20 protein-coding genes and 2 pseudogenes are annotated in these 20,339 nt (G+C 45.8%); 8 read left to right on the forward strand and 14 right to left on the reverse strand.

The annotated features are described in order from the left end of the window. Positions 1–40: 40 nt before the first annotated feature. Positions 41–2,024: pseudogene (locus H7F26_RS01015) on the reverse strand (methyl-accepting chemotaxis protein). Positions 2,025–2,154: 130 nt separating this feature from the next. Between H7F26_RS01015 and H7F26_RS01020 the strand changes: the two are divergent. Then, on the forward strand, positions 2,155–2,892 hold the full coding sequence (locus H7F26_RS01020) for a protein-glutamine gamma-glutamyltransferase (RefSeq protein WP_009329469.1): 738 nt from the start codon (positions 2,155–2,157) through the stop codon (positions 2,890–2,892). On the opposite strand, the gene H7F26_RS01025 is transcribed toward H7F26_RS01020, so the two are convergent. From H7F26_RS01025 to H7F26_RS01035, 3 genes and pseudogenes are all read right to left on the reverse strand, one after another. Beyond that, positions 2,872–3,927 (reverse strand): nitronate monooxygenase, encoded by a 1,056-nt coding sequence (locus tag H7F26_RS01025; RefSeq protein WP_003184753.1) that lies wholly within the window; start codon positions 3,925–3,927, stop codon positions 2,872–2,874. The two genes, H7F26_RS01020 and H7F26_RS01025, sit on opposite strands and share 21 nt — an antisense overlap. A gap of 15 nt (positions 3,928–3,942) precedes the next feature. Next, positions 3,943–4,344 (reverse strand): secondary thiamine-phosphate synthase enzyme YjbQ, encoded by a 402-nt coding sequence (locus H7F26_RS01030; protein WP_003184756.1) that lies wholly within the window; start codon positions 4,342–4,344, stop codon positions 3,943–3,945. 38 nt (positions 4,345–4,382) lie between these two features. Beyond that, positions 4,383–6,065, reverse strand: a pseudogene (locus tag H7F26_RS01035) (alpha-glucosidase). Between the two features lie 302 nt (positions 6,066–6,367). On the opposite strand from H7F26_RS01035, the gene H7F26_RS01040 reads away from it, so the two are divergent. Together H7F26_RS01040 and H7F26_RS01045 are read left to right on the forward strand one after the other, a co-directional pair. After that, entirely contained in the window at positions 6,368–6,958 is a 591-nt protein-coding gene (locus H7F26_RS01040) for a TetR/AcrR family transcriptional regulator (protein ID WP_003184759.1), read from the forward strand. Next, complete coding sequence (locus H7F26_RS01045) at positions 6,955–7,629, forward strand: YqeB family protein (protein ID WP_003184761.1); 675 nt, start codon at positions 6,955–6,957, stop codon at positions 7,627–7,629. The genes H7F26_RS01040 and H7F26_RS01045 overlap by 4 nt, the downstream gene beginning before the upstream one ends. An 82-nt stretch (positions 7,630–7,711) precedes the next feature. Here H7F26_RS01045 and H7F26_RS01050 read toward each other — a convergent pair whose 3' ends face one another. The 3 genes from H7F26_RS01050 to H7F26_RS01060 all read right to left on the reverse strand — a co-directional run bounded on the left by H7F26_RS01050 (position 7,712) and on the right by H7F26_RS01060 (position 10,692). Further along, positions 7,712–8,497, reverse strand: coding sequence for a GH12 family glycosyl hydrolase domain-containing protein (locus tag H7F26_RS01050; RefSeq protein ID WP_009329478.1), 786 nt, complete (start codon positions 8,495–8,497; stop codon positions 7,712–7,714). Positions 8,498–8,677: 180 nt separating this feature from the next. Then, positions 8,678–9,967: a hemolysin family protein gene (locus tag H7F26_RS01055; protein ID WP_016886102.1), complete on the reverse strand. Its 1,290-nt coding sequence runs from the start codon at positions 9,965–9,967 to the stop codon at positions 8,678–8,680. Between the two features lie 50 nt (positions 9,968–10,017). Further along, on the reverse strand, positions 10,018–10,692 hold the full coding sequence (locus H7F26_RS01060; protein ID WP_025805900.1) for a zinc metallopeptidase: 675 nt from the start codon (positions 10,690–10,692) through the stop codon (positions 10,018–10,020). A 506-nt stretch (positions 10,693–11,198) separates the two neighbouring features. Between H7F26_RS01060 and H7F26_RS01065 the strand changes: the two genes are divergently transcribed. Together H7F26_RS01065 and H7F26_RS01070 are read left to right on the forward strand one after the other, a co-directional pair. Next, on the forward strand, positions 11,199–11,453 hold the full coding sequence (locus H7F26_RS01065; RefSeq protein ID WP_003184771.1) for a protein mistic: 255 nt from the start codon (positions 11,199–11,201) through the stop codon (positions 11,451–11,453). Next, the gene (locus H7F26_RS01070; protein WP_009329488.1) at positions 11,450–12,433 is read left to right on the forward strand and encodes a potassium channel family protein; all 984 of its coding nucleotides are present in this window, start codon (positions 11,450–11,452) and stop codon (positions 12,431–12,433) included. Before H7F26_RS01065 ends, H7F26_RS01070 begins: the two co-directional genes overlap by 4 nt. On the opposite strand, the gene H7F26_RS01075 is transcribed toward H7F26_RS01070, so the two are convergent. Together H7F26_RS01075 and H7F26_RS01080 are read right to left on the reverse strand one after the other, a co-directional pair. Beyond that, positions 12,430–12,834 (reverse strand): YugN-like family protein, encoded by a 405-nt coding sequence (locus H7F26_RS01075; protein WP_003184777.1) that lies wholly within the window; start codon positions 12,832–12,834, stop codon positions 12,430–12,432. The genes H7F26_RS01070 and H7F26_RS01075 overlap by 4 nt on opposite strands. Positions 12,835–12,872: 38 nt before the next feature. Then, positions 12,873–13,439 (reverse strand): DUF421 domain-containing protein, encoded by a 567-nt coding sequence (locus H7F26_RS01080; protein WP_009329492.1) that lies wholly within the window; start codon positions 13,437–13,439, stop codon positions 12,873–12,875. Between the two features lie 117 nt (positions 13,440–13,556). On the opposite strand from H7F26_RS01080, the gene H7F26_RS01085 reads away from it, so the two are divergent. Continuing rightward, positions 13,557–14,033 carry a TspO/MBR family protein gene (locus H7F26_RS01085; RefSeq protein ID WP_003184782.1) on the forward strand — a complete coding sequence of 159 codons (477 nt, stop codon included), beginning with the start codon at positions 13,557–13,559 and terminating at the stop codon, positions 14,031–14,033. Positions 14,034–14,101: 68 nt separating this feature from the next. Next, on the forward strand, positions 14,102–14,611 hold the full coding sequence (locus H7F26_RS01090) for a GNAT family N-acetyltransferase (protein ID WP_003184784.1): 510 nt from the start codon (positions 14,102–14,104) through the stop codon (positions 14,609–14,611). Between the two features lie 23 nt (positions 14,612–14,634). On the opposite strand, the gene H7F26_RS01095 is transcribed toward H7F26_RS01090, so the two are convergent. Together H7F26_RS01095 and H7F26_RS01100 are read right to left on the reverse strand one after the other, a co-directional pair. Then, the gene (locus H7F26_RS01095) at positions 14,635–15,987 is read right to left on the reverse strand and encodes a glucose-6-phosphate isomerase (protein ID WP_003184785.1); all 1,353 of its coding nucleotides are present in this window, start codon (positions 15,985–15,987) and stop codon (positions 14,635–14,637) included. Positions 15,988–16,276: 289 nt separating this feature from the next. After that, the gene (locus H7F26_RS01100) at positions 16,277–17,440 is read right to left on the reverse strand and encodes an iron-containing alcohol dehydrogenase (RefSeq protein ID WP_009329494.1); all 1,164 of its coding nucleotides are present in this window, start codon (positions 17,438–17,440) and stop codon (positions 16,277–16,279) included. A 142-nt stretch (positions 17,441–17,582) separates the two neighbouring features. Between H7F26_RS01100 and H7F26_RS01105 the strand changes: the two genes are divergently transcribed. Next, positions 17,583–17,819: a DUF378 domain-containing protein gene (locus tag H7F26_RS01105; RefSeq protein ID WP_003184789.1), complete on the forward strand. Its 237-nt coding sequence runs from the start codon at positions 17,583–17,585 to the stop codon at positions 17,817–17,819. Between the two features lie 232 nt (positions 17,820–18,051). Here the strand turns inward: H7F26_RS01105 and yugI are convergent, their stop codons facing one another. From yugI to H7F26_RS01120, 3 genes are all read right to left on the reverse strand, one after another. After that, positions 18,052–18,441: a S1 domain-containing post-transcriptional regulator GSP13 gene (yugI, locus tag H7F26_RS01110; protein ID WP_009329495.1), complete on the reverse strand. Its 390-nt coding sequence runs from the start codon at positions 18,439–18,441 to the stop codon at positions 18,052–18,054. A 203-nt stretch (positions 18,442–18,644) separates the two neighbouring features. After that, positions 18,645–19,817: an aminotransferase gene (locus tag H7F26_RS01115; protein WP_011198244.1), complete on the reverse strand. Its 1,173-nt coding sequence runs from the start codon at positions 19,815–19,817 to the stop codon at positions 18,645–18,647. Then, on the reverse strand, positions 19,818–20,318 hold the full coding sequence (locus H7F26_RS01120) for an Lrp/AsnC family transcriptional regulator (RefSeq protein ID WP_003184796.1): 501 nt from the start codon (positions 20,316–20,318) through the stop codon (positions 19,818–19,820). Positions 20,319–20,339: the final 21 nt, after the last annotated feature.

Here is a 20,339-nt window from a genome sequence, read left to right on the forward strand (position 1 = left end):
ATAGAACTGAAAAAAGAGGCTGACCAGCAGCCTCTTTTCATCAAATCTTAAACTTTTTCGTTAAATCGCGCAGCTCTTCAGCCATCTGTTCGAGCGTTGCAGCGGATGAGCTGATTTCTTCCATGGAAGCCAGCTGTTCTTCCGCTGAAGCGGCGATGTCCTGAATGCCGGCAGAGCTTTCACGCGATACGTCGGCGATCTCTTCGACCGCATCGGATATTTCGTGAGAACCTGTTGATAAATGCTCTACGGCGGCATTCATCGTTTGCAGCTTGCCTGCGATTTCGTTTGTCATGTCGTAAATGTGTTTAAAACTAGATTCCGTTTCTTCGGTAATTTCGAGTCCTGACTGTACTTCCTGGTTGACCGATTTGAACATGTTGAGCGAATGTTCGATTTCCTTAACGATATCCTGAATCAGCGCTTCGATTTCTTTTGCCGATCCCGCTGATTGAGCCGCAAGCTTTCTGACTTCTTCAGCGACAACCGAGAAGCCTCTGCCTGATTCGCCGGCCCGCGCTGCCTCGATGGCGGCGTTCAGAGCTAATAAATTCGTTTGATCGGCGATTCCGTTTATGACGCGCAGGATCGCGGTGATATCTTTCGATTTCGCTTCAAGCCCTTTGACAACCTGTTCAGCCTGTTTGACAGACCTGTTGATCGAGTTCATCTGCCCGACGGTTTGTTGGACGAGCTCTCCGCCTGTTTCGGCAATTTCCGTCGATTTACCCGAGGATTCTGTAATCGATTCTGACACGCCTGCAATTTCATTCAGCTTCTCATTCATTTGGCTGAGCCGCTGTGAGCTTTCTTCGACTTTTTCGCTTTGACTTTCAGCGCCGCTTGAGAACCGCTCGATGGCTAATGTAATGTGCTCGGTCGCTTTGCTTGTCTGGTCCGCGCTTGCCGTCAGCTGCTCTGAAGAAGATGCCACATTGTCGACCGATTCTTGAATCGTGCTGATCAGAGAGCGCAACGAGTCAGCCATTTCGTTGAAGCTTGTGCCCAGCTGGCCGAATTCGTCTTTGGAGCGGACATCGATTTTTTGTGTCAGATCTCCTTCGCTGATGCTTTTTGCAGAAGAGACGAGTTGATTTAAAGGCTTGCTGATCGCGCGGACGATAAAGTAAACAAGGATGCCGCCGAGAATAATGGCGCCTGCCAATGTCATGACTGCCATGTGAAGCACTGGCTGGGCAGCGTCTTTAATCTCCGCTGTATTCATCTTTCCGCCGATTTTCCAGCCGGTTAGTTTGTTTGTCGTGAAGACCGTTTTTCTTTTCTTTGCCTTTTTCATTGAAGGTGAACAAGCCGCTCTCTTTGCTGAACATTTGCTCTGTCAGATCAGCTTCTGCATCTGTGCCGGCTTTTATTTTCGGATGGGCGACATACGTTTTCCCTTCACCGATGATGAATGCATAGCCGGTTTTTCCGATGCTGATGCTGTTTGCCGATTTGATCAGCTTGTCAATGTTCAAGTCAAGGGCGACGACCCCAGAACCGTCTTTATTCTGCTTGGCTATCGTGACGACCATATGGCCTGTTGATGCGGACTTATAAGGTTCAGTTACGATCGTTTTCCCTTTTTCCTGGACAGCCTGTTTATACCAGTCGCGTTCTACCGGGTCATACCCGTCGGGCAGTGGAGCATTCGGATATTGTGCGTAAACACTATCTTCCGATCCGGTGAAGACGAGTTCAACATCGGGATTCTGTTTTGCAAACTGCTCAAACCGTTGTTTAATGGCAGTCTGGCCTTTCTCTTTGTACGCTTTTTGATCAATCCATTCGCTGAAATACGCAATGGAAGTCTCCTTGCTGCCGATATCTTGCTGAATGATGTCGTTCAGTTCATCGATATTGTCTTTCGCACTTCTCAAAATCTCATCCTCAAGCGTGCTGCTGGCCGTAAAATATGAAGTAACCGAAAGAACCAAAATCGGAATTGTTAAAATGAATATAAAAGAGAAAATTAATTTTTTAGAAATAGAAGGACGTTTCATCCAATTTAAAAGCTTTTTCATGTGTGATTCCCCTTTCTCTACTTTTATCGGAGACGGGGTCTGTTTTTTAAATAAAAAAAGCGGAAAATTAGACCGTTTTCCTGCCCAAGCATCAGGCATACGCTAATAAAAAAGGAAAAGGGTGTATCCTATGATAAGTGTTTCGGGCTACCGGCTCCGTCCTGAGGATATCGAAAAACTGAATGTCAGTCAGACGCAGAGAGACATCGCCAACCGGATGCTGGCCATGCCGTCCGGATATAGATACGGTTCAATCTCAGAGCTGTTATTTGAGCTGAGATTCAGAGAGCATACCGTCAAATCGGCCAGAGAGCTGATCAACAGCGGAGCGAAGTTTGCCACCTTTTCAAAGACATACGGGAATGAAGAGTTTTGGAGGGTGACGCCTGAGGGGGCTTTGGAGTTGAAGTACAGGGCACCGGCTTCAAAGGCGATTCGAAATATTTTTGAAAGCGGCCCTTCTTATGCTTTTGAGTGCGCGACTGCGATTGTCATCATTTTTTATATGGCGCTTCTCAAAACGATCGGCGACCAGACATTTGACCGGAATTATCAAAGGATCATTTTATACGATTGGCACTATGAGCGGCTGCCGATCTATACGGATAAAGGAAACGACTACCTTCCGGGAGACTGCCTGTATTTCAAGAACCCTGAATTCGATCCCTCAAGACCGCAGTGGCGCGGAGAAAATGCTATTTTACTTGAAAATAATCTCTATGCGGCACACGGCCTGGGGATCTTAAGCGGCGAAACAATCATTGAAAAACTGAACGGGCTGAGAAAGCCTCATGCACAGACGTCCGCCTATCTGCTTTCCCAAGTGACGCGGGTTGATATTCCGGCATTAATTCAAATGATCAGATAGCACATCGGCCGGCACAAGCTGATCCATCAGCTCCTTCACCGTCGTTTGCTCGACGGTGGCCCGCACGCTCTGTCCGGCCCACAATGACATGTTATCCGTATTCCCGTCAAGCTTCGCCTGTTTTCTCATCGGTTGCGTCAGCGTGTTTTGCAGAGGATAAGGCAGCGCTTCAGCTTCTTCCTGGCGTCTGTCTTCCATCCACTGATTGACGATGCCTCTTGCCGGCTTCCCCGAGAACAAACGGGTCAGGCTTGTGTCGGTTTCAACCGCTTCGAACAATTTTTGTTTGTAGGCAGGGTGTGTTCCGCTTTCTTCGCACGTCAAAAAAGCGGTACCGATTTGAACGCCCTGTGCGCCGAGGGCAAAAGCTGCAGCAACACCTCTTTTGTCAAAAATGCCGCCCGCTGCGATAACCGGAACCGACACATGATCTGCCGCTTGGGGAATTAAGGACATCGAGCCGACAGCAGGCTCTCCCTTCGTTTTCAAGAAGGCTCCCCTGTGGCCGCCCGCTTCACTACCTTGAACAACGATGACATCCATCCCCAGTTCTTCAAGCAGCACGGCTTCTTCAACTGAAACCGCGGTGCCTATTAAACAGCAGTTTCGGTCTTTCAGTTCCTTGACGGCATCGGCCGGCGGAGGGCCAAACGTAAATGAAACGGCGCTGATTCCTTCCTTTAGAATGATTTCTATTTTCTCGTAAAAATCGCCCCAATCTTGTCTCTCATCTGTCACGGGTGAAGCCGAATGCGCCAAAGGTATCTTCTCCTGCCACCCTTCATATTCTTCCCGGCTGACGGTTTCCCGTTTTTCCGGAATGAAGAGGTTGACTTGAAACCCGGCTGATGTCAGCTTTTTTGTTTCCAGAATCTGTTGTCGAAGAACTTCCGGCGTCAAATAGCCGGAGGCAAGGCCGCCTAAGCCGCCGCAGTCAGATACGGCTGCGGCGAGCCTTGGCGTTGTCGGTCCGCCCGCCATCGGCGCCTGGATCACAGGCTTTGACAAAGAGAGGCGTTCCATGAACTGATTCACTTTTATTTCCTCCTTTTAATCGGATAAAATTTTAAAATAGCACGTCCGGTGCCTCGGGCCGTCGAACTCGCAGAAATATATGCCTTGCCAAGTCCCGAGGACAAGCCTGCCCCCTTCAATCAATATATGCTGCGATGCGCCCACCGTGCTCGCTTTCAAATGCGCCGCTGTATTCCCTTCCATATGGCGGTCAAGCTCATCTTCCCACGGATACACTTCATCGAACCTTCTCAGCATATCGCGTTTGACATCGGGGTCGGCATTTTCATTGATCGTTATACCCGCCGTCGTATGCGGACAGTAGACGATAACAGCGCCGCTGGAAACATCGTTTTCTGAGATGAATCTTTGGACGTCATTTGTGATATCAAGCATTTCATCGCGCCGGTTTGTTTGAATCTGTATTTTTTTCAACATACGAATCCGCTCCTTTCTTGGCACCCTTTCTCAATTCGTTACAAATCGCCGATTTCCTGTCTGATCAAATAAACGCGCGCCTCATAGGGTCTCATCATGAAAGATGTGAGGTGCTTGTGCGCGTTGATATCCAAGTTTGACAGCAGCAGTCCGTTCGAACATAACGGATATGCGGGATGATGGTAAAACGCCTGGCGTGCGCTGAGGTTCACGATCACGATGGCGGTTTCTTCTTCAAGCTTTCGCAAGTATGCAAAAATCTGCCGATCCTCAGCCAGAAGCAGTTTATATGATCCGTCGATGAAGACGTCATACCGTTTTCTGATTGCGACTAACCGTTTATAAAAATGATAGACCGACCGGGGGTCATGCTGCTGATGAACGACATTGATCAGCTTGTAATTTTCGTTCATGCGCAGCCACGGTTCCCCTTTGGTAAAGCCGGCATTTGGCCGATCAGTCCATTGCATAGGCGTGCGCGCGTGATCCCTGCTCTTTTTCCATACCGCCTTCATGATGTCTTCGTGTGAGCGGCCCTTTTCTTTTTGAATCCGGTAATAATTTTTAATCGAGACGTCATCATAATCGTCTATATCTAAGAAAATCGCGTTTGTCATTCCGATTTCCTGCCCTTGATAAATAAACGGGGTGCCTTTCATCAAAAAATACATTGCAGCTAAGGCCTTCGCGCTGACTGTTCTGTATTTCCCGTCATCTCCCCAAACTGAAACGGCCCGGGGCTGATCATGATTTTCGATAAAAAGCGCGTTCCAGCCTTTTCCTTCAAGAGCAGATTGCCAGTTTGACAAAATCCGCTTGAGTTCGGGGATATCGGGTTCTCCGCCTTCAATATCCCAAAGCCCGAGGTGTTCAAATTGAAAAATCATGCTGAATATACCGTTTGGTTCTCCAACCCAGTCCTCCGCTTCTTCAGCGCTGACACCGTTTGCTTCGCCGACTGTCATGATATGTGGATACCCGGCGAACGTATTCTCTTTTACATCCTGCAATAACGCCATAATCCCTTCGACATTCATATGATAAGCAAATGAAGGCACGAAAGGGCGCCCTTCCGGATTCGGCAGATCCGGCAGCCCTTCTTTTTTCTTAATGTGCGAAATCGCGTCAACCCTGAATCCGTCGATTCCTTTTTGAAGCCACCAGTTGATCATGTCATAAAGAGCGCTTCGCATATCACTGTTTTCCCAATTCAGATCAGGCTGCTTTTCGTGAAAAAGGTGCAGATAATATTGCTCTGTTTTTTCGTCATAAGTCCAGGCTGAGCCGCCGAATATGCTTTCCTAGTTGTTCGGTTCGCTTCCGTCCTTTCCGTCATGCCAAATATACCAGTCCCGTTTCCCGGAATTCCGCTCTGCTCTTGATTCGATAAACCAAGGATGTTCATCGCTCGTATGATTGATGACAAGATCGATGATCAGTTTCATTCCGAGCTGATGCGCTTCAGTTAATAGTTCGTCAAAGTCGTCCATCGTGCCAAATTCCGGCATGATGCTTTGATAATCCCTGATGTCGTAGCCGTTATCTGCATTGGGAGAATCAAAGACCGGACAAATCCAAATGGCATCTGCCCCGAGCTCCCTGATATACGGAAGCTTCTCTCTGATCCCGTTGATATCTCCGACGCCATCCCCGTTCGAATCCATAAAACTGCGCGGATACACTTGATAAACGACTGCCTCTTTCCACCATGCCCTCGCCATTCAAACACCCCTTGTTGTGAAGACATTATGATATATGAATAAAATATTTTTAGACTCCGAACATAAACATCCTATAAACTTTGATATACCAACGATTATACGTTTCTCAATACTAAATATGCTTTGCGGACTATAAATCCTTTGAAGACAGCAAGGGTGACGGCAAGAGTAGGTGAAAGAAGCTTTAATCCTTTTGAAACGGAGCATCTGTTAATACAGAATATGTAAAGCATAAATTACAGTTGCTTTTTTACCTATCGGTAAGTAAAATAAATATATAGATTATGCTAAGGATGATTTCAATGAAAAAGAAAATGAACACCCAAGATGCGATTGTTGAAGCAGCATTTACTCTTATTGCCCGACACGGCCTAAAAGGCACGAGCCTTTCAATGATTGCATCGGAAGTCGGCATTTCTAAACCGGCTATTTACTATTATTTCCCTTCTAAAGAAGAGCTTATCGATTATCTATTTCACATCGTATTTGATGATCACAATTTCTCTGAATATTTTTCAATCAATGAGTACACGAAGGAGAACTTTAAAAAACGATTAATAACAGACGGCGTACGCTATTTTGAAGAGTATAAACATAACTCTCCTGCTTTAAAAGTGGTACACGAGTTTGTTTTAAGTGCAGCACAAAAACCAAGATATGAGAAAAAGCTTAAATCTATCATGGAACAATTCTTAGAAGGTTTTGAAGCATTGCTTTCCTACGGTGTCGAACTCGGTGTCATCTCTTCTAAAAACACCAAAGTGAATGCACACTCCCTTGCCCTGATCATTGATAATTTGGGTAACTTTATGATTTTAGGAATTGAGATGGATTATAAAAAAGTATGGGAAACAGCAGTCAGTAATGTAATGAAAGGCAGTGAAAGATTTTGAATCAGGAAACGATTATTGGATTGTCTAAAATAGAGAAAACCTTATATTGGATCATTCCACCGGTTTTAGGAGCTGTTCTTGGATGGTTTTTGCCTGTTATAGCCGATTGGGTATTGACCATTCCAATCGTTCCTTTTAAAGGGCCTTTGGAATTTATCACATCACTAAACAGTTTCTGGGTTTCAATTATCGCTGCATTTATCGGAATCGTTGCCGGCCTATTTTTTTCACAATATATTTTCACTGAAATTCTTCAAGTGTTCATTTCTGATCAAAACGTGAAGCTGTTGTTTAAAGAGAAAGAAGAAGTGATTGAGAAAAAAGACATTTCTGCAATTTATCTTGAGAAGAAGGATCTTGTTGTTCTTGGTCATAAGGGCACTGAATTGTACCGTGAACAACTTGAATCAAAGAGAGCGCTAGCAGAAAGTGCTTTTAAACATCACGGCTATAAATGGGCAGACGAAGATCCCTTTAAGAATGAGTATCAACGCTGGGTTGCGGATCACCCCGATTTTCCCTCGCATATCAATACGCTACTTTTAGCCAGAGAACGAGCTTTACTGGATAATAAACATGAAGAGGCAAAAATTCTGCGCAAAGACCTGGCAAAGCTTGGAGTGGTTATTCAGGATGAAGATAAACGGCAATACGTAAGGATGGTATCGTAATATTTCAGTTGCGAACGCCTAAAAAAGAACATTTGGAATAAATTAAACACCGCTCTTTTTGCGAAAGAGCGGTGCAAATCCATCAGCGGACCGTTACGTCCCAATTGGAAATATTAATTTGTCCTGTGCCTCCGAAAACTTCAGTACCGAATTCCACACTGCTGACATACTTTGTTTTGGAAAGCCACTGTTTGGAGTCGGCAAGATAATTCGTGAAATCCCGAATATTCAGGTTCGCACTTTGGGTGTTTGCTGTTCTGATAAATGAAAACACGTTCCACCCTTTGCCGCCTCCAGCATCAATATAGCCTTTATATACTTTCCAACTGTGCCCGCCAATCGATACAGTTTCGACATAGGAACCGGCAGGTCCGGCGTTTGTGTTATTGAGCCAGATCATAATCTCATCGGTTGGAGCCGAATCCCAGCTCGCCTTGTTTGTATTGTGGAGCCAAATGTCATATGCGGCATTGTATGTGCCGTTTGCGCTGATCGAATAGCTGACTTTCGTGTTGATGTTTTTTTGATCTGACAATCGCGTCGGGAAGCCGCTTCCGGCAGTATAGCCTTCAGTCCAATGCCAGCCGCTGACGATCGACGGATAAGCTTTTACCGTGCTTGTATTGCTCGGCCAATTCCACACCCAGCCCATATCTGAATCACTATTATGATAAATGGTCTGCCACCAGCCGCTGACCTGGTCGGCTCCCCATACATTGTTGAATATGTAGTATTTTTTGTTTTTAAAATACAATTTATCCGACGGGTTTGATGACGAAGCGGCAAATGCTGAGAGCGGCCCTGCCAGCACTATGATGCATACGGCACCCCATAGCAGAATGGATTTTAGCAAATGGTTGTTTTTCACGTATTAAAAACCTCCTCATATTTATACATCATATTATAAAAAAGAACGACAAGGTGCACATTCGTAAAAAGTCATGATTTTCCATAGATATATCCTCTTATCTTTGAATAAATATCCATTTTATTGAAATAAGGAACGGCCATCGAACTAAAAAACAGCCGCGGCCAACCGCAGCTGTTTTTAAAAATCCGTTTTTTTCACTTCGATGAAACGGATATGATGATCTTCAGCATCAAGAATTTTAAATTCGCACCCCTCAGTTTTAAGGATGTCCCCGTTTTTCAGCTCCATCTTTTGCGTCAAAAGCCAGCCGGCGATCGTATCGACTTCTTCGTTTTCTATCGCGATATGAAGGAGGTCATTCACTTCGTCGATTAAAGCTTTTCCGTCCATAATATAATGATGTTCGCCTTTTTTTATAATGTGCGGCATTTCGTCCTGATCAAACTCATCCCTGATTTCTCCGACGATTTCCTCTAATATGTCTTCTACCGTAACCAGCCCTGCCGTTCCGCCGTACTCATCAACAAGAATGGCCATATGGATCCGTTCCTTCTGCATGCGAATCAAGAGCTCCTGGATCGGTATGTTCTCAATCACCCTGATGACAGGCCTCATTAAGTCAGTTAAAGGAATCGTCTCGTCGAGAAAATACGATTTAAACAAGTCCTTGCTGTTGACAATTCCGATAATATGGTCTTTATCGTCCTTAATAACCGGATATCTCGTGTAGCGTTCATTAATGACGGTTTCAATCGCTTCTTTTATGGATTGATCGGCCAAAAGCGTCGCCATCTCCGTTCTCGGCACCATGATTTCCCGGGCCAGCCTGTTGTCAAATTCAAAAATTTTGTTGACGTATTTATACTCAGACTGATTGATTTCCCCTTTTTTATAGCTTTCAGACAGCATAAGCCGCAGCTCTTCCTCACTGATCGCCACTTCATGCTCTTTAACAGAATGGAACCCGAACAGCTTCGTTAACAGCCGGGCCGAGCCATTCAACAGTTTGATAAACGGAAACATGATTTTATAAAACAAAATGAGCGGCTTCGCCGTCCATAAGCTGACGGCTTCCGCTTTTTGAATCGCAATTGTTTTTGGCGCAAGCTCGCCGACCACAACGTGCAAAAATGTAATGATGATAAATGCGGCAACAACCGAAGCCACTCTTAAAACGGACTCAGGCAGGCCAAATAACTCAAAAAGCGGGTGAATGATCTGTTCGAATGTCGATTCTCCGAGCCAGCCGAGCCCTAATGCGGTGATGGTAATGCCGAGCTGGCAGGCAGACAAATATTCATCAAGATTTGTCACCACTCTTTTGGCCGCAATCGCCCGCTTATCCCCGCTTTCAACGAGCTGATCGATTTTTGTGCCGCGGATTTTGACGATCGCAAATTCGGCGACAACGAAAAAAGCCGTAGCTGCAATTAAAAGTATGACGAGTATGAGATTCAGGATATTCAAAAAAAGCCCTTACCAAATATGGTAAGGGGCCACCTCCTTAAAACGAATGGTTAGTCATTACGACCGGACAGGAAAATTGCGACGAAGCGCAGCAGCTCAAACAGCGAAACAAGCGCTGCTGCGACGTATGTCAGAGCCGCGGCATCCAGCACCTTGCTGACGCCTCTTTCCTCCGTATTGCGGATCATTCCTTCTGAAACGATGATCCTTTTTGCCCGGGAGCTTGCGTTAAATTCAACAGGCAATGTCACAAGCTGGAAGAATACGGCCGCAGAAAACAATATGATGCCGAGTCCGATCAGATTCAGGCTTCCGAGCAGCATTCCGCCGATAAACAAAAACGGCGCCACTCCCGAAGAAAAGTTCACGACCGGAAACATCTTATGCCTCAAAACAAGTGCGCCGTATGACTCCTGGTGCTGCAGGGCATGTCCGCATTCATGGGAAGCAACGGAAACCGCTGCGATTGAACGGCCGTAGTATACGGGTTCGGACAGGCGCACAACGCGTGCTGTCGGGTCATAATGGTCTGTCAAGGTTCCTCTTACCGGTTCAACCGGGACATCGTAAAGGCCGTTTCGGTCGAGAATCTGTCTGGCCACTTCGGCTCCAGTTCTCCCGCTTGACGCCTCTACTTTTGAATATTTTTCAAAGTTGCTCTTTACTTTAAATTGTGCCCAAATCGATAAACCTAATGCAGCAAATGTTAACAAGTAAAAAATCATGCTCATGCAATCATCTTCCCTCTTGTGATAAGTTGTTTAAAAATTGTAATTGTAAATATATTTTAGCCCGAGGGATTTCCTTTTGTACAGAAAAGTGCACTATTTGTTTCTTCGCGGCAAACAAACCCCGATAAAGATCAGCACCATTCCTGAAATCATGAAGTATAAAGGCGGCCTAGTGAACAGCTCCTTGAAAAATTCCCTCCAGAACACCTCATCAGAGGAATGATACACGGCGTTTAAATCAAAAATGAATTGAATGGACGACGCCGCCATCAACTGGACTCCGATCAGTATGAAAAAGAGCCTCATTAAACAGGACATTTCGCTCCCATCCCTCATTCGTTTATAAAAAGTGTATGGAAGGACGGGAACCGATATGACGCCGCAGCGAAAATCTTCAGCTCTACCGGTTATTGTCGGTTAACGAAGGTTTATTATTACCTGAAAAATTTTTGCAAAAGAGGGATATACTGATTAAAAAGGCGAACTCGGGTGGTGACACGGTGAAAGTAACGGATCAGGAAAAAGAACAGTTAAGCACGGCGATCGATAAAATGAATGAAGGGCTTGATGCGTTCATTCTTCTCTATAACGAATCGGAAAAGGACGAGCAGCTGATCGAATTTGAAGAAGAAACGGCAGAGATGATCAGACAAGCGATTGAACAGCACGGGAAAGTTAGCACCAATCAAAAGTTAAATGCGATCATCAAAGAAATTTTATCATTTTCCCTGCGGAAAGACGGTGAAGAAGCATGAAATCAAACCGTGTATTCATCGCATGGCTGAGGTGGCCTATATATGTCCGCATCGCAATCATTATCCTTTTATTGATCCTCCTTTTCGGTCAGCTGATCACCTTCGTCGAGCCGCAGCAGTTTTCAAATGTTTTTGAAGGCATATGGTGGGCCCTGATCACCGTGTCCTCAGTCGGATACGGCGATTTTGTCCCTAAAACAGCGCTCGGCAAAATCGTCGGCATGCTCCTGATTTTAATAGGGGCAGCGTTTGTCACGGCCTATTTTGCAACGATGGCGACGGCCGCTTTCAGCAAGCAGCAGCGCTACGCCGAAGGCAAGGTGAACTACAGAGGCAAGGGGCATATGATCCTGATCGGCTGGAACGAGAAATCCAACAAGCTGATGAGGACGCTCCAGGCCGCCGATTCAAACAAAACGATCGTCCTCATTGATGAAACGCTAAAGGAAGGTCCCCTGATGGAAAACATTCATTTCATCAGAGGACACGCAGCGGATGATGCCACACTGCAAAAAGCGAATATCGAAGAGGCTGAAATCGTCTTTATAACCGCCGATCAGCATAAAAGCGAAATATCTGCAGACATGCAGTCGGTCTTAACATTGCTGGCCGTTAAAGGCTTGAACCCGTCGGTGTATTGCGTTGTAGAAATCTTGACGGAAAAGCAGAAAAAAAATGCCGAGCGCGCCGGAGCCAACCAAATCATCAGTACGGCGGACCTTTTAAAAACGGCGATGCTGCAGCATTTTCTCATTAAAGACCAGCTTCCTGATCCGCTTTTTACGGAAGCGGATATTCATTTCAAAGTCCATCGGGTTCCGCTTCCGAAGACGATGGAGGGCGCGTCTTTTCAAGAAGTGATCCGCCATTTTATGAAGGAAGACATTTTCATCATCGGTGTCCACCAAAAAGACGGGCCTGTGCTGTCTCCTTCTTTTTCGTACAAGCTACAGCCGACGGACCAGCTGCTGTCCCTTTAAGAAAGAAGCGCCTCTTCGAGTTCTTTTACATACGATTGGCCAAGCTTTTCATAGACGCCGGGAATATCGGCGTCTTTTTCTTTCGGTTCGGCAAACTGGTCAAAAGATGCGCGGAAATTCCCCTGAACGACGTAGTCATCCAGCGCTTCCTGATAGACATGGCGAAGCAAAAACGGCGTGCCGAGCTTGACCGTCGCATTTTGCGAATCAAGCTGTCCGTCCTCCGCCTCAAACGGAATCCGCAAAAACAGGTATCCGTCCTCATCATCAATCTTATAGTCAAAAAAGCCGCGGTCATATTCCCAGCCGCCGCTGATCACATAGCCGAGAGGCTTCAGCGTCTGTTCGAGGTGATAAAGAGAAAACGACCGGTTTTCCAGTTCAGAAGGTAAGCTTATCATGAAAAAAACTCCTTTTTTCGTTTTTATATGCCAGGACTTTAGCGCAATTGCTTATCAGGTTCGTTCAGATGGCCTTCGGTGATTTCTTTAAACAGGTTGTCCTCCGGCTGCTGCAGGTTGTTTTGCATGCGCAGGAATTTTTTATACTCTCCCATAGTGAAAGGCTTGGCATCATCCGATAACTCGTAGCCGATCTGGCCGTTTGATTCGAGCGTTACGTTTTTCACATCCGCTAACTTTGAAATCCCCTGTGTCCGGAGCCTCATTTCCAGCTGGTCGACGGTCAGGCGGTGCTTTTTTAAATTCTGCTCCTGGAGCTCCCCGTTTTCGATCAATACAACGGCTTTCCCCGCAATCAGGCTTTCAAAAAAATCAAATTTCATTTTCAAGTACTCGATCAACAGAAGGACGATGATAAAGATCGATGCAGCTGCCACCGTTTTAAAAATGCTGTCTTCTATAATCGGCTGAACGATGATCGTTCCGATGGATATCATGACGACGGTGGTGGCAATTGTCATCTGCGAAATTGATTTTCTTCCCGAAATTCTCAGCAGAACAATGCCCGTTAAGATGAGAAACAATGTTTCCAATACAAATGCCATGGTGTCACTCCAACCGTTTTATTTTTTTAGTATGGTTCAGAAGCTTGCGCGGTATGAGTATATTTGAACAAATAGGGAAAGACAATGTTATAAGGTTATTTTTGGGAGGAACCTCTATTGAAGAAAGGAAAAATAGTAACGGCTGTGATAGTGTTTCTCGTTATATATGCACTGTTTTCACTCGCAGGAATTTTATTTCCCGTAGACCGGGAATGGTATGAGTCATTAAACAAGCCGGATTGGACGCCGTCAGGCCGTTTGATCGGAACCGTCTGGAGCGTGCTGTTCGCCTTCATTTCATTAGCAGCGGCGCTCGTGTATGCTGCATATGACATGAGAAAAGCAGCTGCGCCATTTTGGATCATGCTGATCATCAACTATGTGTTTAACCAGGCATTCAGCTATTTTCAATTTACGCAAAAAAACTTACTTGCTGCCGCAGTCGACTCCTTTTTCGTAGCCATTACCGCTCTTTCGCTCACCTTTATCACACGGCGAATTCACAAAACGGCGGCCATTCTCTTTATCCCTTATGTGCTGTGGAGTTTTTTCGCGGCTTATCTCGCGTTTACGATTTACGGGATGAATCATTAGCCTAGAGAGCCCCGACGGCTGTAGCTGTGTTAAAATAGGGTGAACAGCAGCCTTACAGGGGGATCGGAATGAACCACTTTCTGCAAACTAAACGCATCGGCTTTTCTTTATGGAAGAAAGAGAATTTGAATTTGGCAAAGACATTGTGGGGAAATCGAGATGTGACCAATTATCTAACAGCAGACGGAATCATGACCGAAGGCGAAATAAGAAACCGTTTGCTGCTGGAAATCGAACAATATAAAACACACGGGGTTCTTAAAACAAGCAACAATGAATTCGTCGGATGCTGCGGCCTTCGCCCCTATGACCCGGAAAATGATGTGTACGAGCTTGGTTTTCATCTCGTCCGTTCAGCTTGGGGTAAAGGTTATGCATCTGAAGCGGCTGAAGCCATGATTGAGTACGCATTTAACAAAATCCGGGCAAAAAAGCTGTTTGCGGGACATCATCCTGAAAATACAGCTTCACGAAAACGATTGGAGAAATTAGGATTCGTCTACATACATGACGAATTTTATCCGTCCACCGGACTTCAGCATCCGTCATACGAATTAAAACAGCCTCCGGGACAATAAGTCCGGAGGCTGTGTTTTTTCAATTATTGATTCAAACGCTTCTCAAGCTCTGCTTTTTTCTCTTCGAAGCCAGGCTTGCCGAGAAGGGCGAACATGTTGACTTTGTATGCTTCCACTCCAGGCTGGTCAAACGGGTTGACGCCGAGCAAGTATCCGCTCATTGCGCAGGCTTTTTCAAAGAAGTACACGAGATAGCCGAACGTGTAAGCGTTCATTTCAGGTACGTTCACGATCAGGTTCGGCACGTTACCGTCCGTGTGCGCGAGCATTGTGCCTTGGAACGCTTTTTTATTAACGAAGTCGACTGTTTTGCCGGCAAGGTAGTTCAAGCCGTCAAGATCATTGTCCGCTTCTTCGATTGTCAGCTCGTGTCTTGGCTTTTCAACGTTCAGCACCGTTTCGAACATATCTCTTCTTCCTTCTTGTACGTATTGTCCAAGAGAGTGAAGATCAGTAGAGAAGTTGGCTGAAGAAGGGTAAATGCCTTTTTCGTCTTTTCCTTCACTTTCACCAAAGAGCTGCTTCCACCATTCTGCGAAGTACTGAAGGCCCGGCTCGTAGTTGATCAGCATTTCAATTGTTTTGCCTTTGTTATAAAGGACGTTTCTGACGACCGCATATTGATAAGCCGGATTGTCTTCAAGCTCTGATGTGGAGAAGTCTTTGCTCGCATCGCGGGCGCCCTTCATCATTTCATCGATATCGGCTCCGCTGACTGCGATCGGAAGCAAGCCGACCGCTGTGAGCACAGAGAAGCGGCCCCCGACATCGTCAGGAATGATGAATGATTCAAAACCTTCCTCATTAGCAAGCGTTTTTAATGCGCCCCGCTCTTTATCTGTCGTTGCATAAATGCGGCGTTTCGCTTCTTCTTTTCCATACTTTTCTTCAAGAAGCTTGCGGAAGATCCGGAAAGCAATCGCCGGTTCTGTCGTTGTGCCTGATTTAGAAATCACGTTGATTGAAAAATCAGCGTCTTCAAGAAGATCCATCACGTCTCTCATGTAAGAAGAGCTGATGTTGTTGCCGATGAAAATCACTTGCGGCGTTTTCCGCTTTTCTTTCGGCAGCACATTGTAAAATGAATGATTCAGCATTTCGATCGCTGCTCTTGCGCCGAGGTATGAACCGCCGATTCCGACAACCAGCAAAACATCGGAATCGTTTTGAATTTTTTCAGCGCATTTTTTAATGCGGGCGAATTCTTCTTTATCATAGTCAGTCGGAAGATCCACCCAGCCTAAAAAGTCGCTGCCCGCACCTGTTTTTTCGTGAATGGTATGGTGGGCGACTTTAACGAAGTCACGCAGATATGTAAGTTCCTGTTCTTTAAAGAATGGCAATGCTCTTGAGTAGTCAAAACGGACATGCGTCATATTATTAAACCTCCAGTACTAGCTGTTTTCTTTCAAATACCCGCCAGCGCTTTCATTTGCATGAGAGTGCGGGCCAAAGGGTTTTAAAACATGTCGATTTTCGGCGACAGCCTCTTCCCTTTTCACTTTATATGAACTCCTTCGTTAAATCAAGTGACGAAAAAAAGGAGGATGGAGGATGCCCGCCAAAAATGCATGTTTTTTCAGCCTCCACTTGCATTTTTGTCAAAAACATAACAATAAACAACGGCTCAAGGAATGGCGGTTCTCCTTGAGCCGTCAAGAAATCTTATAAAGAAGCCTTCAAAATAGACAGAACATCGTCTTTATTCAGCGTTTTAAAGCGGCCGAATTCGCCGTTTGCCATCGCTTTGTCGGCAATGAGATCAAGCTTCTCATCTGTAATGTCATAATCGGCAAGACGATTTGGCGCGCCAAGGCTGGTCCAGAATTCAGACAGTTTCTCGATTCCAACAAGCGCCACTTCGCGATCGGTTTTTCCTGTTTCATCTACGTCAAAAACACGGACGGCAAGCTGTTTAAAGCGGCCGACGTTCTCGGAAAGCGTGTGCTTCATCCAATTCGGGAACAGAATCGCAAGCCCTCCCGCATGCGGAATATCGTATACGGCTGAAACAGCGTGCTCGATATTGTGCGTTGCCCAGTCTCCGCGTGCGCCCATTGATAGCATGCCGTTCAGCGCAATGGTGCCTGTATACAGAATCGTTTCACGCAGCTCATAGTTTTCTAGGTCTTCAATGAGCTTAGGAGCTGTTTCAATTACCGTTTTAAGCAGGGATTCGCACATCCGGTCCTGATAAGGGGTATTTTCGGTATGGTGAAAATATTGCTCAAACACGTGGGACATCATGTCGACAATGCCGTAAATCGTGTGGTCTTTCGGGACGGTAAACGTGTTGACCGGATCAAGAATTGAAAATTTAGGGAATACGAGCGGGCTTCCCCAGCCGTATTTTTCATTGGTTTCCCAATTTGTGATCACAGATCCCGAGTTCATTTCAGAGCCTGTTGCTGCTAACGTTAAAACTGTTCCAAACGGCAGCGCATCAGCCGGAATATGTTTTTTCGTCACAATATCCCACGCATCGCCGTCGTATTTCGCTCCGGCAGCAATTGCTTTCGTACAATCAATGACGCTTCCGCCGCCGACTGCCAAAAGAAAGTCAATATCGTTCTCTTTGCAGATCGCAACTCCTTTATTCACAGTGGCAACACGCGGATTCGGTTCGACGCCGGGCAGTTCATGGACGGTCGCGCCCGCCTTTTCAAGGATTGAAATGACTTGATCGTATAAACCGTTTCGCTTAATGCTGCCTCCGCCGTATACGAGCAGGACATTGCGGCCGTATTGTTTCACCTCTTCTGCCAGCTTTTCAACTTCTCCCCGGCCGAATATCAGCTTTGTGGGATTCCAATATGTAAAGTTATCCATCTACATCTCCTCCTTTATTTACTATTATGGGAAATCGCCGAACGCTCTGTAAAGCGATCTGCTCCTCAGGCGTATAATGTTTCCAAATCGGTCGCAATCTATAAATGTGAAATATATGATTTCAAAATAGGAGGAATAACAAATGAATGCACTTCAACGTATTGCATTGGTTTTAACGATCATCGGAGCAATCAATTGGGGACTGATAGGATTTTTTCAATTTGACTTGGTTGCAGCCATTTTTGGCGGCCAAGGGTCTGCTTTAGCACGGACCGTTTACGCGCTTGTCGGAATCGCAGGTCTGATCAACCTCGGACTTTTATTTAAACCTGCTGAAGAGACCGCCGGCGAAGACGCCAAACAGCCGGAAATGCGTTAAAAAAACTCCGGCTTTTGCCGGAGTTTAAGATTGTTGACAAAATCCCAAAACGGCTTTTGTTTTGGGATTTTGTCATCCTTTCAGCGTGATTGAAAACCCTTGCAGTCTAGGAAGGCCGAGCATCGGAGCGGAGCGAATGTTGGAATTCGTGAGCACCGACGCGCAGGCCTGACAACGAATGCGAGGGTTTGTCGACACGCTGAAACTCCGGCTTTTGCCGGAGTTTTTTCATTTACTTCTTAATAAGATCTTTTCTGTTGGACTGCTCGATCCACTCTTCAAGTTTGTCTTTCAAAGTGTTGAATCCTTGTGGAGCAGCTGTATCTTCGGCTTGAACAGCCTTTTGTCTTCTAGGCTTGCTTTCTTTTCGTTCAGGAGCTGCCTGTGTAGCGCGGATAGAAAGGCTGATTTTGCCTTTTTCCTCATCTACGGAAAGAACCTTCACTTGCACCTCATCACCGACCGCCAAATGTTCATTGATATCTTTAACGAAACCGTGTGTTACTTCAGAAATATGCACGAGTCCCTGTGTTTCTTCATCTAATGCAACAAACGCTCCGTACGCCTGTAATCCAGTCACTTTACCAGTGTAAACACTGCCTACTTCAAACTTTGCTGTCATAACTAACAACTCCTAAATCTTATGAATTTAATCTCTTTTTATACGCAATAAAAAATTATATCATACAAGTCTTTATTAAGCAAAAAAACTTTTTTTAGCATTGTATGTTTAAAACCGAGTTGAAAGGGGAATACTAAAGAACAACTAAGGCTTTCTAGTATTCCCCCCTTATGTTGATGCGGACCTTTCAGGTGCGCATTTTTTTATTTTACTGCACCGACCTTCTCCACAAAGCGCTTCATTCTGACGAGTGCTTCCTGAAGCTGTTCAAGCGAGGAAGCATAGGAACATCTGATATAGCCCTCGCCGCTCGGACCGAAAACATTGCCCGGGACGACGGCGACTTTTTCGCTGATGAGCAGCTCCTCTGCAAACTGCTCTGAGCTCATGCCCGTTTTTTTAACGGATGGAAACGCGTAAAAAGCGCCCCCCGGCTGATGGCAGTCAAGCCCGATTTCGTTCAGTGAATCCACAAACACGTTTCTTCGGCGGCGGTAGCTTTTTTTCATCTTTTCAACGTCTTCGAGGCCGTTTTTAAGGGCTTCCTCCGCCGCAAATTGAGCCATGCTTGGCGCGCACATCATCGAGTACTGGTGAATTTTCAGCATAGGGTCCCTTAAATATGCAGGAGCTGCGACATATCCGAGGCGCCAGCCTGTCATGGCAAACCCTTTAGAAAAACCCGATATCAATATCGTCCGCTTTTTCATTCCGGCGATTTCCGCAAAGCTTGTATACGCTTCATCGTATGTCAGCTCGGCGTAAATTTCATCCGCTATTACAATCAGGTCGTGTTTTTCGGCAAAAGCCGCGATCTCTTCCAGTTCTTTTTTTGAATAAACAGAGCCTGTCGGATTAGACGGGGTGCAAAGAATGATGGCCTTCGTACGCTCAGTCAGAACGGCTTCAAAATCTGCAGCGCTCGCTTTAAATCCGCGCTCTGCGTTCGTATGAATGTGGACCGCTTTTCCCCCCGCCAAAGAGACAAGCGCTTCATAAGCGACAAAACAAGGCTCAGGAATCAGCACTTCTTCTCCGGGATCAAGGATCGCCCTGACCGCAATATCAAGCGCCTGGCTTGCTCCGACTGTAACAATCAGCTCGTCATCAGGAGCATAATCCAGATGAAAACGTTTATTCAGATAAGCGCTGATCTCTTTCCGCAGAGAAAGAAGACCCGCGTTTGCCGTATAAGACGTGTAGCCCTGCTCAAGGGAAAGGATGCTCGCTTCCCTTACATTCCACGCCGTCACAAAATCTGGCTCTCCGACTCCCAATGAAATCACGCCCTCCATTGTGGACGCAAGATCAAAAAATTTGCGGATGCCTGACGGTTTGATCTGCTGGGCTGCTTTTGAAATATAAGTTGTCCTCATTTAAGGAGACACCACGATTCTTTTGTCATCATCACCGGAGTCAAAAACTTTACCGTCATGCTTGTATTTCTTTAAAATAAAGTGGGTGGTTGTCGACACGACCGATTCAAGCGTCGATAATTTTTCGGACACGAAATGCGAAATATCCGACATCGTTCTGCCGCGGATGACAACAGACAGGTCATATACGCCTGACATCAAGTAAACGGATTCAACTTCCTGAAAACGATAAATCCGCTCGGCCACTTCGTCAAATCCGACGCCGCGCTTCGGCGTTACTTTCACATCGATCATCGCTGTCACGCCTTCATGGCCGTCGACTTTTCGCCAGTCGATCATTGCAGAATAATCGATGATGACCTTTTCTTTTTCAAGCTTTTCAATAATCGCTTTTGTTTCTTCCTGTGAAATGTTCGCCATTTTAGCAATCGTTTCAGGTTCGAGGCGGCTGTTTTCCTCTAATATTTCCAATATTTCTGTTTCTTTTTCTGTTAGCTTCATCTCGTTATCACACCTTTTATA

It is taken from the genome of Bacillus sp. PAMC28748, from assembly GCF_014250415.1.
Taxonomy (GTDB): Bacteria; Bacillota; Bacilli; order Bacillales; family Bacillaceae; genus Bacillus; species Bacillus licheniformis.

Coding starts and splice junctions, on each gene's coding strand:
- H7F26_RS01020 (WP_009329469.1), top strand. CDS start 2,155: ATGATAAGTGTTTCGGGCTACCGGCTCCGTCCTGAGGATATCGAAAAA.
- H7F26_RS01030 (WP_003184756.1), bottom strand. CDS start 4,344: ATGTTGAAAAAAATACAGATTCAAACAAACCGGCGCGATGAAATGCTT.
- H7F26_RS01040 (WP_003184759.1), top strand. CDS start 6,368: ATGAAAAAGAAAATGAACACCCAAGATGCGATTGTTGAAGCAGCATTT.
- H7F26_RS01060 (WP_025805900.1), bottom strand. CDS start 10,692: ATGATTTTTTACTTGTTAACATTTGCTGCATTAGGTTTATCGATTTGG.
- H7F26_RS01070 (WP_009329488.1), top strand. CDS start 11,450: ATGAAATCAAACCGTGTATTCATCGCATGGCTGAGGTGGCCTATATAT.
- H7F26_RS01075 (WP_003184777.1), bottom strand. CDS start 12,834: ATGATAAGCTTACCTTCTGAACTGGAAAACCGGTCGTTTTCTCTTTAT.
- H7F26_RS01080 (WP_009329492.1), bottom strand. CDS start 13,439: ATGGCATTTGTATTGGAAACATTGTTTCTCATCTTAACGGGCATTGTT.
- H7F26_RS01090 (WP_003184784.1), top strand. CDS start 14,102: ATGAACCACTTTCTGCAAACTAAACGCATCGGCTTTTCTTTATGGAAG.
- H7F26_RS01095 (WP_003184785.1), bottom strand. CDS start 15,987: ATGACGCATGTCCGTTTTGACTACTCAAGAGCATTGCCATTCTTTAAA.
- H7F26_RS01100 (WP_009329494.1), bottom strand. CDS start 17,440: ATGGATAACTTTACATATTGGAATCCCACAAAGCTGATATTCGGCCGG.
- H7F26_RS01105 (WP_003184789.1), top strand. CDS start 17,583: ATGAATGCACTTCAACGTATTGCATTGGTTTTAACGATCATCGGAGCA.
- yugI (WP_009329495.1), bottom strand. CDS start 18,441: ATGACAGCAAAGTTTGAAGTAGGCAGTGTTTACACTGGTAAAGTGACT.
- H7F26_RS01115 (WP_011198244.1), bottom strand. CDS start 19,817: ATGAGGACAACTTATATTTCAAAAGCAGCCCAGCAGATCAAACCGTCA.
- H7F26_RS01120 (WP_003184796.1), bottom strand. CDS start 20,318: ATGAAGCTAACAGAAAAAGAAACAGAAATATTGGAAATATTAGAGGAA.